Source organism: Defluviimonas aquaemixtae (assembly GCF_900302475.1).
In the GTDB taxonomy this organism is placed as follows: Bacteria; Pseudomonadota; Alphaproteobacteria; order Rhodobacterales; family Rhodobacteraceae; genus Albidovulum; species Albidovulum aquaemixtae.
The window spans coordinates 28,503-43,714 of the sequence record NZ_OMOQ01000005.1; the positions used below are offsets into that span (position 1 = coordinate 28,503).

The 15,212-nt window shown below is 65.7% G+C and carries 14 protein-coding genes and 1 tRNA gene; 12 read left to right on the forward strand and 3 right to left on the reverse strand.

Annotated elements, in window-relative coordinates; genetic code table 11:
* The first annotated feature begins 87 nt into the window (after positions 1-87).
* The 10 genes from sucC (at position 88) to ggt (ending at position 12,074) form a co-directional block, all read left to right on the forward strand.
* Positions 88-1,281, forward strand: coding sequence for an ADP-forming succinate--CoA ligase subunit beta (gene sucC / locus DEA8626_RS19075; RefSeq protein ID WP_108854842.1), 1,194 nt, complete (start codon positions 88-90; stop codon positions 1,279-1,281).
* Positions 1,282-1,284: 3 nt separating this feature from the next.
* Positions 1,285-2,166, forward strand: a complete 882-nt coding sequence (gene sucD / locus DEA8626_RS19080) for a succinate--CoA ligase subunit alpha (RefSeq protein ID WP_108854843.1) — start codon at positions 1,285-1,287, stop codon at positions 2,164-2,166.
* 51 nt (positions 2,167-2,217) lie between these two features.
* Positions 2,218-2,937 carry a sulfotransferase family 2 domain-containing protein gene (locus DEA8626_RS19085; protein ID WP_108854844.1) on the forward strand — a complete coding sequence of 240 codons (720 nt, stop codon included), beginning with the start codon at positions 2,218-2,220 and terminating at the stop codon, positions 2,935-2,937.
* Between the two features lie 94 nt (positions 2,938-3,031).
* Positions 3,032-6,001 (forward strand): 2-oxoglutarate dehydrogenase E1 component, encoded by a 2,970-nt coding sequence (locus DEA8626_RS21255; RefSeq protein ID WP_219929225.1) that lies wholly within the window; start codon positions 3,032-3,034, stop codon positions 5,999-6,001.
* A complete protein-coding gene (gene odhB / locus DEA8626_RS19105) occupies positions 5,998-7,572 on the forward strand; it encodes a 2-oxoglutarate dehydrogenase complex dihydrolipoyllysine-residue succinyltransferase (RefSeq protein ID WP_108854846.1) in 1,575 nt (524 codons plus the stop codon). The genes DEA8626_RS21255 and odhB overlap by 4 nt, the downstream gene beginning before the upstream one ends.
* Positions 7,573-7,618: 46 nt before the next feature.
* Complete coding sequence (locus DEA8626_RS20915) at positions 7,619-7,840, forward strand: HTH-like domain-containing protein (protein WP_146188906.1); 222 nt, start codon at positions 7,619-7,621, stop codon at positions 7,838-7,840.
* Between the two features lie 54 nt (positions 7,841-7,894).
* Entirely contained in the window at positions 7,895-8,158 is a 264-nt protein-coding gene (locus DEA8626_RS19110; protein WP_181366527.1) for a hypothetical protein, read from the forward strand.
* Positions 8,159-8,185: 27 nt separating this feature from the next.
* Positions 8,186-8,578, forward strand: a complete 393-nt coding sequence (locus DEA8626_RS19115) for an MAPEG family protein (RefSeq protein ID WP_108854847.1) — start codon at positions 8,186-8,188, stop codon at positions 8,576-8,578.
* Positions 8,579-8,767: 189 nt separating this feature from the next.
* Entirely contained in the window at positions 8,768-10,156 is a 1,389-nt protein-coding gene (gene lpdA, locus DEA8626_RS19120) for a dihydrolipoyl dehydrogenase (RefSeq protein ID WP_108854848.1), read from the forward strand.
* A gap of 121 nt (positions 10,157-10,277) precedes the next feature.
* On the forward strand, positions 10,278-12,074 hold the full coding sequence (gene ggt, locus DEA8626_RS19125) for a gamma-glutamyltransferase (protein WP_108854849.1): 1,797 nt from the start codon (positions 10,278-10,280) through the stop codon (positions 12,072-12,074).
* A gap of 18 nt (positions 12,075-12,092) precedes the next feature.
* Here the strand turns inward: ggt and DEA8626_RS19130 are convergent, their stop codons facing one another.
* Both DEA8626_RS19130 and DEA8626_RS19135 read right to left on the reverse strand, forming a co-directional pair.
* Positions 12,093-12,743, reverse strand: coding sequence for a GntR family transcriptional regulator (locus DEA8626_RS19130; protein ID WP_108854850.1), 651 nt, complete (start codon positions 12,741-12,743; stop codon positions 12,093-12,095).
* Between the two features lie 49 nt (positions 12,744-12,792).
* On the reverse strand, positions 12,793-13,488 hold the full coding sequence (locus DEA8626_RS19135) for a M48 family metallopeptidase (protein WP_108854851.1): 696 nt from the start codon (positions 13,486-13,488) through the stop codon (positions 12,793-12,795).
* A 160-nt stretch (positions 13,489-13,648) separates the two neighbouring features.
* On the opposite strand from DEA8626_RS19135, the gene DEA8626_RS19140 reads away from it, so the two are divergent.
* A complete protein-coding gene (locus DEA8626_RS19140) occupies positions 13,649-13,981 on the forward strand; it encodes an FYDLN acid domain-containing protein (RefSeq protein WP_108854852.1) in 333 nt (110 codons plus the stop codon).
* Between the two features lie 157 nt (positions 13,982-14,138).
* Positions 14,139-14,214 (forward strand) — tRNA-Ala (locus DEA8626_RS19145).
* A 57-nt stretch (positions 14,215-14,271) separates the two neighbouring features.
* Here DEA8626_RS19145 and DEA8626_RS19150 read toward each other — a convergent pair.
* Positions 14,272-15,207, reverse strand: a complete 936-nt coding sequence (locus DEA8626_RS19150) for a hypothetical protein (RefSeq protein ID WP_108854853.1) — start codon at positions 15,205-15,207, stop codon at positions 14,272-14,274.
* Positions 15,208-15,212: the final 5 nt, after the last annotated feature.

Here is a 15,212-nt window from a genome sequence, read left to right on the forward strand (position 1 = left end):
GACCGCAAATCCAACATTTCCCCCTTCGTTCGCGGCTGTGCCTGTGCCATCACCGGCGACAGACCGAACGGAACCGGGGGACATGCGATGAACATCCACGAATACCAGGCCAAGGCGCTTCTGCGCAGCTACGGCGCGCCGGTGTCGGACGGCCGGGCGGTCCTCCGGGCCGAGGAGGCCAAGACTGCGGCCGGGGAGCTCGACGGCCCCCTGTGGGTCGTCAAGGCCCAGATCCATGCGGGCGGGCGCGGCAAGGGCAATTTCAAGGAGGCCGAGGCAGGCGAGAAAGGCGGCGTGCGGATCGCCAAGTCGGTCGAAGAGGCCGCCAACGAAGCGCGCAAGATGCTCGGCCGGACGCTCGTCACGCACCAGACTGGCGCCCCCGGCAAGCAGGTCAACCGAATCTATATCGAGGACGGCTCCGACATCGCGCGCGAGCTTTACCTCGCGCTCTTGGTCGACCGCCAGACCTCGCGCATCGCCTTCGTTTGCTCGACCGAAGGCGGCATGGACATCGAGGAGGTGGCCCACAAGACGCCCGACAAGATCCTGTCGTTTAGCGTCGATCCCGCCTCGGGCCTTTCGGACTTCCATGGCCGCCGCGTGGCCTTCGCGCTGGGACTGGAAGGGGCGCAGGTCAAGCAATGCGTGGGCCTGATCCGGACGCTCTACAAGCTCTTCGTCGAGAAGGACATGGAGATGCTTGAGATCAATCCTCTGATCGTCACCCCCGGCGGCCAGCTCAAATGCCTCGACGCCAAGATGGGCTTCGACGGCAACGCGATCTACCGCCACCCCGACATCGCCGCCCTTCGCGACGAGACCGAGGAGGACCCGAAGGAGCTCGCCGCCTCGAAGTTCGACCTGAACTACATCGCGCTCGACGGCGAGATCGGCTGCATGGTCAACGGCGCAGGGTTGGCCATGGCGACGATGGACATCATCAAGCTCTACGGCGCGGAGCCCGCCAATTTCCTCGATGTCGGCGGCGGGGCCACGAAGGAGAAGGTGACCGAGGCCTTCAAGATCATCACGTCCGACCCGAACGTGAAGGGCATCCTCGTCAACATCTTCGGCGGCATCATGCGCTGCGACATCATCGCCGAGGGCGTGATCGCCGCGGTCAAGGAGGTGGGGCTTCAGGTGCCCTTGGTGGTGCGGCTCGAAGGAACCAATGTCGAGAAGGGCAAGGAGATCATCAAGGGCTCCGGCCTCAACGTCATCGCGGCGGACGACCTGTCGGACGCGGCCGAAAAGATCGTCAAGGCGGTGAAGGGGTAAGACATGTCAGTACTCGTGGACAAGAACACCAAGGTCATTTGCCAGGGCCTCACCGGCAGCCAAGGCACCTTTCACACCGAACAGGCCGTCGAATACGGCACCAAGATGGTTGGCGGCGTGACGCCGGGCAAAGGGGGGCAGACCCATATCGGCCTGCCGGTCTTCAACTCGGTCCACGAGGCGAAGGCCGCGACCGAGGCCAATGCCAGCGTCATCTACGTGCCCCCGCCCTTCGCCGCCGACTCGATCCTCGAGGCAATCGACGCCGAAATGCCGCTCATCGTCTGCATCACCGAAGGAATCCCGGTCCTCGACATGATGCGCGTCAAGCGCGCCCTTCAGGGCTCTAAATCCACCCTCGTCGGCCCGAACTGCCCCGGCGTCATCACGCCCGACGAATGCAAGATCGGCATCATGCCCGGCCATATCCACAAGAAGGGCTCGGTCGGCGTCGTCTCGCGCTCTGGCACGCTGACCTACGAGGCGGTGAAGCAGACGACCGATGTGGGCTTGGGGCAAAGCACCTGCGTCGGGATCGGCGGCGACCCGATCAAGGGGACGGAGCATCTCGACGTCCTCGAATGGTTTCTCGCCGATGACGAGACCGAAAGCATCATCATGATCGGCGAGATCGGCGGCTCGGCCGAGGAAGAGGCGGCGCAGTTCCTGAAAGACGAGGCCAAGAAGGGCCGCAAGAAGCCGGTCGCGGGCTTCATCGCCGGCCGCACCGCGCCTCCGGGCCGGCGCATGGGCCATGCCGGCGCCATCGTCGCCGGCGGCAAGGGCGGCGCAGAGGAGAAGATCGAGGCGATGCGCTCGGCCGGCATCGTCGTGGCCGACAGCCCGGCGACGCTTGGCGAGGCGGTTCTGAAGGCGATAGGTTGATTGTCCTCCCGCCCCGGCGCAGTCTGGGGCGGGGTTAGCAAGGTGACGGGTATGCCGATTTTCCGGGTTGTCGAAAAGCTTCACTACTACGCCCACGTCCCGAAATGCGGCGGGTCGTCGGTCGAGGCGTACCTCCGGCAACGCTTCGGCGCGCTCGCCTTTCTCGACACACGCCATCTGGAACTGCCTGAAGCCAAGCGCTGGACGAAGTCTTCGCCCCAGCACCTGCCCTGGTCCGCGCTCATGCGGCTGGTCCCGCCCGACTGGATCGCCTCGTCCTTCGCGGTCGTGCGCCACCCGGTCAAGCGGCTCGTCAGCGCGTTCCAGTACCAGGTGGAGGTCGAGGGCACCGTCGCCGCGCTCTGGTCGATCGACGAGTGGTTCGACGACTGGGTCGGCCGTGCCGAGGACGAGCCGTTCCTCTACGACAACCACCTCTGCCCGCAATCGAAGATCGTGCCCGACGACGCGACTGTCTTCCGGTTGGAGGACGGGTTGTCCACGCTCGTCGGCCATATCGACGGGCTCGCGGGCGACACCCAAGGCCCGCGGGCCATCCCGAAGGAAAACGTGCGCAAGAAGAACATGGCGCCCGACGCCGAACGCCTCACGCCGTCGGCGGAGACGCTGACGCGGATCGCCGAGGTCTATGCCGAGGACTTCGCCCGCTTCGGCTATGGCGCCGAGCCGCCCGCGAACGCGTCTGTCGATGCAGACCGGCGCGGCCTTCTTGGCCGCCTGACCGACAGCCTCACGGGGAAGCGCGCATGAGAGCCGCCCCCATCACCCCGGCCGCGCCTGCCACGATCCGCGGCCCCAACCATGACGACAGGAGCGGCCGGAACGCCAACCGGCCGATAGGATCATGACGGAACAATCCCCCAACGGCCAGTTCCACGCCTCGAGCTTCCTGCAAGGCGCGAATGCCGAATATGTCGAACAGCTCTATGCCCGCTATGCCAATGACCCAGGCGCAGTCGATGCGACGTGGGCCGCCTTCTTCCGTTCGCTCGGGGACGCGGAGAACGACGTCCGGAAAGAGGCGAAGGGCGCCTCGTGGGAGCGTGCTGACTGGCCGCCGATGCCGGCGGACGAATTGACCTCGGCGCTGACCGGGGAATGGCCGATCGCGGCCAAGGAGATGAAGGGCGCCGGCGACAAGATCAAGGCGAAGGCCGCCGAGATGGGCGTCGCGGTCAGCGACGACCAGGTCAAGCAGGCGGTGCTCGATTCGATCCGCGCGCTGATGATCATCCGCGCCTATCGGATCCGCGGCCATCTCGTCGCCGAGCTCGATCCCCTGGGCATGCGCGCCGAGACGCCGCATCCCGAGCTCGACCCCCGCTCCTACGGTTTCGCCGAGGCCGACATGGACCGGCCGATCTTCATCGACAAGGTGCTGGGTCTCGAACATGCCTCGATGCGCGAGATCCTCGAGATCGTGAAGCGCACCTATTGCGGCACATTCGCGCTCCAGTACATGCACATCTCCGATCCCGAACAGGCGTCCTGGCTGAAGGAGCGGATCGAGGGCTTCGGAAAGGAGATCGCGTTCACGCGAGAGGGCCGCAAGGCGATCCTCAACAAGCTCGTGGAGGCCGAAGGCTTCGAGAAGTTCCTCCACGTCAAGTATATGGGCACCAAGCGCTTCGGCCTCGACGGCGGCGAGGCCCTGATCCCGGCGATGGAACAGATCGTCAAGCGCGGCGGTGCGCTCGGCGTCGAGGACATCGTCTTCGGCATGCCGCATCGCGGCCGGCTCTCTGTGCTTGCCAACGTGATGGGCAAGCCCTACCGGGCGATCTTCAACGAGTTTCAGGGTGGAAGCTTCAAGCCCGAGGACGTGGACGGCTCGGGCGACGTGAAATACCACCTCGGGGCCTCGTCGGACCGGACATTCGACGGCAACGAGGTGCACCTCTCGCTGACCGCCAACCCCTCGCATCTCGAGGCGGTGAACCCGGTCGTCCTTGGCAAGGTCCGCGCCAAGCAGGCGCAGATCAACGACACGACCCGCACGAAGGTCCTGCCGATCCTCCTGCACGGCGACGCGGCCTTCGCCGGTCAGGGCGTCGTGGCCGAATGCTTCGGCCTTTCCGGCCTCGCCGGGCACCGCACCGGCGGCACGATGCACATCGTCGTCAACAACCAGATCGGTTTCACGACCGCACCGCATTTCTCACGCTCCTCGCCCTACCCGACGGATATCGCGCTGATGGTCGAGGCGCCGATCTTCCACGTTAACGGCGACGACCCCGAGGCGGTCGTCCACGCCGCCAAGGTCGCGACCGAGTTCCGGCAGAAGTTCCGCAAGGACGTGGTCATCGACATGTTCTGCTACCGCCGTTTCGGTCACAACGAGGGCGACGAGCCGATGTTCACCAATCCGCAGATGTACAAGCGGATCAAGACCCACAAGACGACGCTTCAGATCTACACCGAACGGCTCGTCCGCGACGGTCTCATCCCCGAGGGCGAGATCGAGGACATGAAGGCCGCCTTCCAGGCGCATCTCAACGAGGAATTCGAGACCGGCAAGAGCTACAAGCCCAACAAGGCCGACTGGCTCGACGGACGCTGGTCGCATCTCGACCGCGAGAGCGAGGAATACACCCCCGGCAAGACCGCGATCACCAAGAAGCTGATGGCCGAGATCGGCGACGCGCTGACTCGCGCGCCCGATGACTTCGACATTCACAAGACCGTCGCGCGCCAGCTCGAGAACAAGGCCGCGATGTTCAAGTCCGGCAATGGCTTCGACTGGGCCACCGCCGAAGCCTTGGCCTTCGGCTCCTTGCTGACCGAGGGCTTCCCGGTGCGCCTCTCCGGGCAGGACTGCACGCGCGGAACCTTCAGCCAGCGCCATTCGGCCTTCATCGATCAATCGACCGAGGAACGCTACTACCCGCTCAACCACATCAAGACGGGCCAGTCGCGCTACGAGGTCATCGATTCGATGTTGTCGGAATACGCCGTCCTCGGGTTCGAGTACGGCTATTCGCTCGCCGAGCCCAACGCGCTCGTGATGTGGGAGGCGCAGTTTGGCGACTTCGCCAACGGCGCCCAGATCATGTTCGACCAGTTCATCTCGTCGGGCGAATCGAAATGGCTGCGCATGTCGGGCCTCGTCTGCCTCCTGCCGCATGGGTTTGAGGGACAGGGGCCGGAACACTCCTCCGCCCGGCTCGAACGCTTCCTGCAGCAATGCGCGCAGGACAACTGGATCGTCGCCAACTGCTCGACACCCGCGAATTACTTCCACATCCTGCGCCGTCAGCTTCACCGGACGTTCCGCAAGCCCCTTATTCTGATGACGCCGAAATCGCTGCTGCGGCATCCGATGTGCGTCTCGGACGCGGACGACTTTACCACCGGCTCGACCTTCCACCGTTGCCTTTGGGACGACGCGCAGAAGGGCCATTCGGACACCAAACTGGTGGCCGACAAGAAGATCCGCCGCGTCGTGATGTGTTCGGGCAAGGTCTATTTCGACCTGCTCGCAGAACGCGACGCGCGCGGGATCGACGACGTCTACCTCCTCCGGCTCGAACAGTTCTACCCGTTCCCGGCGCAATCCGTGGTGAAGGAGCTTGGGCGCTTCAAGGAAGCCGAGGTGATCTGGTGCCAGGAAGAGCCCAAGAACCAGGGCGCCTGGACCTTCGTGGAGCCGAACATCGAATGGGTGCTCACCCGGATCAAGGCCAAGACCCAGCGCCCGCGCTATGTCGGCCGGCACGCCTCGGCCTCGCCCGCGACCGGCCTCGCCTCGCGTCACAAGGCCGAACAAGACGTGATCGTGAACGAGGCGCTGACTCTGGAGGATGGCAAGAAATGAGCATCGAGGTCCGCGTCCCAACGCTCGGCGAAAGCGTCTCGGAGGCGACCGTCGCCACCTGGTTCAAGCAACCGGGCGACAGCGTCGCGGAGGATGAAATGCTCTGCGAGCTCGAGACCGACAAGGTGACGGTCGAGGTCCCCTCGCCGGCCGCCGGCAAGCTCGCCGAGATCGTAGCCAAGGAGGGCGACACAGTCGGCGTGAACGCGCTTCTGGCGCAGATCGCCGAGGCGGGCGATGCCAGTCCCGAGAAAGTGACCCCCAAGAAAAGCGCCGAAGCCGCGCCAAAAGCCGAAGAGGGAAGTGATAGCAAGATGTCTGGTAAGAATATCGACGTGATGGTTCCCACGCTCGGCGAAAGCGTGACCGAGGCGACCGTCTCCACCTGGTTCAAGAAGGTTGGCGACGCCGTCCAGCAGGACGAGATGCTCTGCGAGCTTGAGACCGACAAGGTCTCGGTCGAGGTGCCGGCCCCTGTCGCCGGGACGCTCGCCGAGATCGTGGCCGAGGAAGGCGCGACCGTCGACGCCAAGGCCCGCCTCGCTGTCATCAGGGAAGGCGCGGGCGCCGGCTCTGCCCCCGCAAAGGCTGACACCGCGGTGGAACAGGCCGAAGCGGTGGAATCGCCCGGCGCCGGGCCGGAGACGGTCAAGGAGCGCAAGGATGTCGAGGACGCGCCGTCGGCCAAGAAGGCGATGGCCGAAGCCGGGCTCACGGCCGATCAGGTCACCGGCACCGGCAAGGACGGCCGCGTCATGAAAGAAGACGTGGCCAAGGCCGCCGCGGGCAAAGCCGATGCCGCCCCCGCCGCGGCCGCCGCAACCCCGGCCCCCGCCGCAGCACCTCGCGCCCCGATCCCGGCCGAGGATGCCGCGCGCGAAGAGCGGGTGAAGATGACGCGGCTGCGCGCCACCATCGCCCGCCGCCTCAAGGACGCCCAGAACACCGCCGCCATGCTTACGACCTACAACGAAGTCGACATGTCCGCGGTCATGGAGCTTCGCAACCAGTACAAGGCCGAATTCGAGAAGAAGCACAGCGTCAAGCTTGGCTTCATGTCCTTCTTCGTCAAGGCGTGCTGCCACGCGCTGAAGGAGGTGCCCGAGGTCAATGCCGAGATCGACGGCGGCGACATCGTCTACAAGAACTACGTCCACATGGGCGTGGCCGTCGGCACGCCCTCGGGCCTCGTCGTGCCCGTCGTGCGCGACGCCGACCAGATGGGCTTCGCCGCGATCGAGAAGAAGATCGGCGAACTGGGCCTCCGCGCCCGCGACGGCAAGCTCTCGATGGCCGAAATGCAGGGGGGCAGCTTCACCATCTCGAACGGCGGCGTCTACGGCTCCTTGATGTCCTCGCCGATCCTCAACCCGCCGCAATCGGGGATCCTCGGGATGCACAAGATCCAGGAGCGCCCGATCGTGGTGAACGGCGAGATCGTGATCCGCCCGATGATGTACCTCGCGCTTTCCTACGACCACCGGGTCGTCGACGGCAAGGGCGCCGTCACGTTCCTCGTCCGGGTGAAGGAGGCTTTGGAGGATCCGACAAGGTTGCTGATGGATCTGTGAGCAACGAACGTGGCATCTTTGGCCTCATCTTAACTGGGAGATCGGTATGACTGCGGACGATCTCGGACGCATTCTTCGCGCCGAGTATGACAAAGCGGAGCAGCGACAAAAAGCGGTCGCAGTTGTTTGCTTTGGCATTAAGTATGCCCAACAACTAAAGTCTCAATCTGTAGCTGCGGTGAGTGCATGCGCCGATATTGGTAAGTGGGCTCCACAAATTAGCCTGGGGGTAAACCTCGCCGAGCATGTTGAACTGAAAAAGCCATAGAGTGTGTATGGCGCACAGCTTCAGCCCGGTAATACATTCGAGAGGACCCACACCATGCAACTCCTCTGCCGCAACGACATCGACGACTACGAAACCTGGAAGGACGTCTTCGACGCCGACCGCGAGGCGCATGGCCAGGCGGGTCTCAGCCTCCTCCAGCTCTGGCGCGAGGACGGCGAGCCCAACCGCGTCTGGTTCCTCTTCGAGGTCAACGACCACGCCAAGGCGCAGGCTTTCCTCGACGCGCCGCAGTCGGAAATGCACGCGAAGCGCGCCGGGGTGCGGGACGGCGATTACCATTTCCTCCGCACTGCCTGAGCCCAGACCCGGAAAGGATCCGCTCCCATGTCCAGCGAACTCAACATCCTCGCGCTCTACGGGCTCTTCACCGCGCTCATCCTGATCCTCAAGGTGACGGGCTCGATGGGCCAGCTCGGCATGGGCTACCTGATCTCGTCGCGCGACGACCACCGGACACTGAAAGGCATCACCGGCCGGCTCGACCGCGCGCTGACGAACTCGATCACCGCGATGGCGCTCTTCGCGCCGGCGGTCCTGATCCTCGCGCTGAAGGACGCATTCGGCGCCGCCACGCTGACCGCCGCGCAGGTCTTCCTGCTCGCACGCATCCTCTACGTCCCTGCCTACGGTTTCGGCATCACCGGCATTCGCACGCTCCTCTGGCTCGTGGGCTTCGCCGCCACCGTGCTTCTCTATCTCGCGGCGCTGATGGCGTAATGACCGGTGGTTCTTCTTCTGTTCCGAAATACCTTCGGGGGGCGCGGCCGGAACGGCCGCGGCGGGGGGCAGACGGCCCCCCGTCCGGCACCGCCGCCCGGCACGACACGTGTCGGGACGGATGTCATACGCTTGCCATACGTCTTGCCGACGCCCGGCAAACACCGGAAATGACCAAAGGAGTGACCCATGGCTGAGTTCGACGTGATCATCATCGGCGCCGGTCCGGGCGGCTATGTCTCGGCCATCCGCTGCGCGCAACTGGGATTGAAGACCGCCGTCGTCGAGGGCCGCGAAACCTTGGGTGGCACTTGCCTCAACGTCGGTTGCATCCCGTCCAAGGCGCTGCTGCACGCCAGCCACATGCTGCACGAGGCCGAGGAGAACTTCGCCAAGATGGGGCTCAAAGGGAAGGCGCCCTCTGTCGACTGGAAGCAGATGGTCGCCTACAAGGACGACGTCATCGGCCAAAATACCAAGGGCGTCGAATTTCTCTTCAAGAAGAACAAGATAACCTGGCTCAAGGGCTGGGGTTCGATCCCCGGACCGGGCAAGGTCAAGGTCGGCGACGAGACCCACGGGGCGAAGCACATCGTGATCGCAACGGGGTCCGAGGCCTCCAGCCTGAAGGGTGTCGAAGTAGACGAAAAGGCCGTCGTGACCTCCACCGGCGCGCTAGAGCTTGTGAAAGTGCCGAAGACCATGGTCGTGATCGGCGCGGGGGTGATCGGTCTGGAACTCGGCTCCGTCTATGCCCGCCTCGGCACCGAGGTGACGGTCATCGAATTCCTCGACCAGATCACCCCCGGCATGGACGGCGACGTCCAGAAGACCTTCCAGAGAATTTTGAAAAAGCAAGGACTTGAGATCATCCTCGGTGCGGCCGTTCAAGGTGCCGATGTCAAGCGCGGCAAAGCGACCGTCACCTACAAGCTCCGCAAGGACGACAGCGAGGCGACGCTCGACGCCGACTGCGTGCTCGTCGCCACAGGTCGCCGCCCCTTCACCGAAGGGCTCGGCCTCGACAAGCTCGGGGTGGAATTGGAGAAGGGCGGCCAGGTCAAGACCGACGGCCATTTCGCTACGAATATCAAGGGGATTTACGCGATCGGCGACGCGATCGCCGGCCCGATGCTCGCACACAAGGCCGAAGACGAGGGCATGGCCCTGGCCGAGATTCTCGCGGGCAATGCCGGCCACGTTAACTACAACGTAATCCCCGGCGTGATATACACCACGCCCGAAGTCGCGACCGTCGGCAAGACCGAGGAGCAGCTGAAAGAGGAAGGCCGCGCCTACAAGGTCGGCAAGTTCTCCTTCATGGGCAACGGCCGCGCGAAGGCGGTGTTTCAGGGCGAGGGCTTCGTGAAGCTGCTGGCCGACAAGGAAACAGATCGCATCCTCGGCGCCCATATCATCGGGCCCGCGGCAGGCGATCTGATCCACGAGATCTGCGTCGGCATGGAATTCGGTGCGGCGGCGGAGGACATCGCGCTGACCTGTCACGCTCACCCGACCTTTTCGGAAGCCGTGCGCGAAGCCGCACTCGCCTGTGGAGACGGGCCCATTCACGCCTGATCCAACGGGCGACACAGGCGTCGCACTGACCCGGTATCAGCAAGGGAAACGCGCCGCGCTACTCGCGGAAGTTGTGGTAAGACTTATCCTGTCTGTTCATTCCGAATGCAGAGGATGACTCATGGCCTATCTCAAGCTTCTCAGTCTCTCAGCCACCCTCTTCGCCGCCGCTGCGCTCGCCCAGGAAGCAGCCGACGCCGTCAACCCGGAAGCGGCGGGCGACGGCGCGGACGCCGTCACGCTGAGCGAGGCAGCCGGCGCCGCTCTGGCCGCCAAGACCGAAGGGCGGCCGGTCGAGGCGCAGGACTGGATGGTCGCCGCAGCCAGTCCCCTTGCTGTCGAGGCCGGCGCGCGGGTTCTGCGCGCGGGTGGCAGCGCCGCGGACGCGATGGTCGCGGTTCAGGCGGTGCTCGGCCTCGTCGAGCCGCAGTCCTCCGGCCTCGGCGGCGGGGCATTCCTCGTTTGGTATGACAGCGCGACCGGCGGGTTGACAACGCTCGACGGCCGCGAAACCGCCCCTCTCGCCGCGACGCCCACGCTCATTCAGGACGCGGCAGGCGCGCCCCTGGATTTTTTCGACGCGGTGGTGGGCGGCCTCAGCGTCGGCACGCCCGGCACACCCGCGCTGCTGCAAGCGGCGCATGACCGGTGGGGCCGACTCGACTGGGCAGGGCTGTTCGACGACGCGATCGCCCATGCCGACGAGGGCTTCACCGTTTCGGGCCGCCTCGCGTCGCTGGTTGAGGAGGACGCCGACCGCTTGTCGCGGTTCGGGCCGACGCGCGACTATTTCCTGCCGGGCGGCACCCCGATCGCCGAGGGCGACTCACTCAGAAACCACGCCTATGCGGAGACGCTCAGAACCATCGCGGCACTCGGCGCCGGGGCGTTCTATTCCGGCGGAATCGCCGAGGGCATCGTGACGACGGTGCGCACGGCGCCGGGCAATCCGGGCCACCTGGCGCTTAACGACCTGGCGCTCTACCGGGTCAAGGAACGGCCCGCCGTCTGCGCCAGCTATCGCGCGCATGAGATCTGCGGCATGGGGCCGCCATCATCGGGCGCACTGACCGTGGGCCAGATCCTCGGGATGCTCGACAATTACGACCTTGCGTCACTCGATCCGCAATCATCCGAAGCCTGGCGGCTCATTGGCGACGCCTCGCGTCTCGCATTCGCGGACCGAGGCCGCTACATGGCCGACAGCGACTTCGTGCCAGTCCCAACGAAGGGCCTCGTGGACCGGGAATATCTCGCCAGCCGGGCGGAGCTTCTTTCCGGCGACGACGCGCTGCCCGAAGTGGCGCCGGGCGCCCCGGCCTTCGATCACGCGCTTCTCTGGGCCGACGACGTACCAATCGAGATGCCTTCAACCTCGCATATCTCGATCGTCGACGCCGACGGCAACGCGCTGTCGATGACCACGACCATCGAGAACGGCTTTGGCTCGCGCCTGATGGCGCCGGGCGGGTTCCTTCTGAACAACGAACTGACCGACTTCTCCTTTGAGAGCCATTCGGATGGTGTGCCGATCGCCAATCGGGTGGAGCCGGGCAAGCGCCCGCGGTCGTCCATGGCGCCGACTATCGTGCTGAAGGACGGCGCGCCAGTTCTGGTCGTGGGCTCCCCAGGTGGCAGCCGGATCATTGGCTATGTGGCGCAGGCGATCATTGCCCATCTCGACTGGAGCATGGACGTGCAGGCGGCCGTCGCGATGCCGCATCTGGTGAACCGCTTCGGGACGTACGATCTCGAGGAAGGCACCGATGCGGCCGCGCTTGAAGCCGAGCTTCAGGCGATGGGATATGAGACCAACCAGAGCGACCTGACCTCTGGCCTTCACGCGATCTCTCTCGGTCCGGACGGTCTGAAGGGCGGGGCCGATCCGAGGCGCGAGGGGATCGCGCTCGGGGAGTGACATCGAAGCGACCGGCCCTCACGCTGCGAGGTGGCGCAGTCCTTGCGTGACATCCGTGCGGATCGCAAGCCGCAGCGCCGGCTCGTCGCCGGCCTTGAGCGCGGCGATGATCATGCGGTGATGCTGCGGCGGCTCGGACCGGGACAGGCGGGAATAAAGTGCGCGCATCGTGGGGCCGAGCTGTAGCCACACGGTTTCGGCGATCGCCAGCATCGCCGGCGCCTGGGCGCGCAGGTAGAGCGTGCGGTGAAACTCCAGATTGGTGCGGATATAGCCGACCGCGTCGCGTTTCACCGCCGCCTCGGCATTGGCCATGTTGATCGCCTGCAAGCGCTCGATCAGCGCGATATGGGCGCGCGGCAGGGCGCGGCTGGCAAGCTCGGTCTCGATCAGCGAGCGCAGAGTCGCAAGCTCCTCGATCCGGTCGTTGGAAAGGTCCGGCGTCGACACCCGGCCCGAGGAGGACAGCGTCAGCGCGCCTTCCGCGGCGAGCCGCCTCAGCGACTCGCGTGCCGGGGTCATGGACACACCGTAGCTCTTGGCGAGCCCTCTCAGTGTCAGCGCCTGTCCCGGAGCAATCTCGCCATGCATGATCTGCTGGCGAAGCGACCGGTAGAGCCGGTCATGCGCGGGCTGGCCGGGATCGGCGGCGCGGGACGGGATCAGCATGGCGGGATGTGATCACGGCAACCCGACGCCGTCAATCGGCCATTGCGCATCACCGGCCGACGAAATCCCACCTGTGCAGCGCCGCGCCGTTCCGTTTCAGCCATTGCCGGTGGCGCGCGTATCCCGGCAGGAGCTCGGCGACCGTGCCCCAGAACGCGGGCGAGTGGTTCATCTCGGCCAGATGCGCGACTTCGTGCGCCGCGACATAGTCGAGCACCTCGGGCGGCGCCATGATTAGCCGCCAGGAATACATCAGGCCGCCGTCTTGCGTGCACGACCCCCAGCGCGACCGCGTGTCACGCAGCGTGAGCCGTGAGAACGGCCGCCCGAGCCGCCCGGCATGAACCCGGCTTGCCACCCAGAGCCGGTCACGCGCAAGGAGCTTCAGGAAGGCCTGTACGCGGCGACCCGCGCGGTCTGCGGTTCCCGGCACCAAGAGCGCCCCACCCTCGGCCCGGACTGCGCGCACCGGTGCCGCGGTGACGGCCAGAGGCCGGCCTTCGACCGGCAGCCGCGTGCCGATTCCCACGGTCTCCCGCTCGCCCGCCTCTGAGATCATCGCGCGCAGCCACGCCGCCTTTGAGCGGGCGAAATCGAGCGCCTCGGCCTCGTGCGCGCGGGCTGGCATCGACAAGGTCACGCGCCCGTCGAGCCGCGAGACACGAAGAGAGAATCGCCGTGCCCGCGCCGACCGGCGAAGCGTGATGGCAAGGGGCGGTTCGCCGTCCAGGATGTGCTCGGGCATGGATGTCCTTCCGCTCGGGCGCACTCTAGCCGCTTTCGGCCCGGTGGGAAGCCCCCCGAGCGGCGCGCCGCCCGGTCGAAACCGAAAGGCTTTGACAGGCCCCCGCTCATGTGGCAGAGCGCACCGACTTTCGAATAGACGCGCACGGAGGGAGATTTCCATGCCCAAGGACGAATGGGGCGTCAAGCGCCTTTGCCCGCACTGCGCGAGCCGGTTTTACGACCTGCAGCGCGACCCGATGACCTGCCCCGAATGTGGGCATACCTTCACCGCCGAAAGCCTGACCTCCGGCCGCGGCCGCGCAGTGATCGCGGAAAAGAAGGCCGCGAAGAAAGAGGATGTCGAAGTCGATGATCTGACCGACGACGAAGATCTCGACGATGATAGCAGCGACACCGATCTGGACGACGATCTGCTTGAGGATGATGACGACGACGACGACGTCTCGCTCGACGAGATCGCGGATGTCGCGAGCTCCGACGACGACAGCTGAGACGTCGGAGCTGTCCAATCCGCCGATCCGCCGGTGCCGGGCGCGGGCATCCGCGCCCGTTTGCATTTCAATCTCTCGACCCACTTTTTTCCTTGCGCCCCCGCGCGGCCTTGCCTATATCGCGCCTCACGCGGGCCAAGGTGCCCGGACCTCCGGTGGGGCCATAGCTCAGTTGGGAGAGCGCTTGAATGGCATTCAAGAGGTCAGGGGTTCGACTCCCCTTGGCTCCACCAAATCCTGAGCGTTTTCCCGGCATGACTTGATAGCGTGTAGCCCGCCGTCGCCTGGGTTCATTCGCGCGCCTGAAGCGTACTGTAGAAGCGATTCATGAGAATCGGCGTCAGGTACATAGGGATTTGATAGCAGCCGATAAACAGGAGAATCGGGTCGGTGGCGCTCGCCGGCAGCGCGACGAGGAAGAGCGCGATGTTCCGGTTGCCTGCGATGATCGACAGCGCAGTCCTGTCCGCCGCAAGCCCGGTTCGACCAAGGGCCAGAGCGGCCGCTATCTGAAGCCCGAGATTGGCGGCGAAGGCTGCGACGAGCCATCCGGCAAAGGCCGCCGGGTCGGTTCTGAGCGCGGGGCCGACCGCCGACATGAGCCCCACGACAACGACGGCCATAACGATTGCGGACACACCGTCCATCGCGGCGATCGCCTCGGGGCTCGGCGTCCCAAAAAGCATGCGGCGCAGAAGAAACGCGACGGAGGCGGCAAGGAGGATCACGCCCATCAGCCGTGTCGCCGCCGCAAGAACTGACGCCACGCCGCCAAAGCCGCCGGCGACGAGAAAGACCGGAACCACCGTCAGCGGCAGGAGCGCGGTGCCGATGATGACGAGTCGAAGCGCCGGGGCGGGGTCGCCGCCGACCAGAATCGTCAGGTTGGGGCTGCCCGAGATCGAAGGCGCCGCCGCCATGAGAATGAGCGCGGTCGCGATCGCTATGCCCTCGAAGCCAGCGAGCCAGAAAACGACCGCGACGGCAATGGGCAAGGCCACCTGATAGGCCAGCACGACGCCGATAAGCTGCGGTAGCTGGCGCACCGCGCCCAGTGCCTGCCGCGGCCCGATCCGCAGAGCGGCGACACCGATCATCAGCGCGATGAGATCCGGAAGCCAGGGCCGCATCGCCAGCGCGAGGCCGGGCAGGCCGAGCCCGGCCAAAAGCCCCGCGACCAAAAGCAGCCGCCCGAAGCGCCCCGCAGCCGCGAGGACCCGGCCCACCCGTC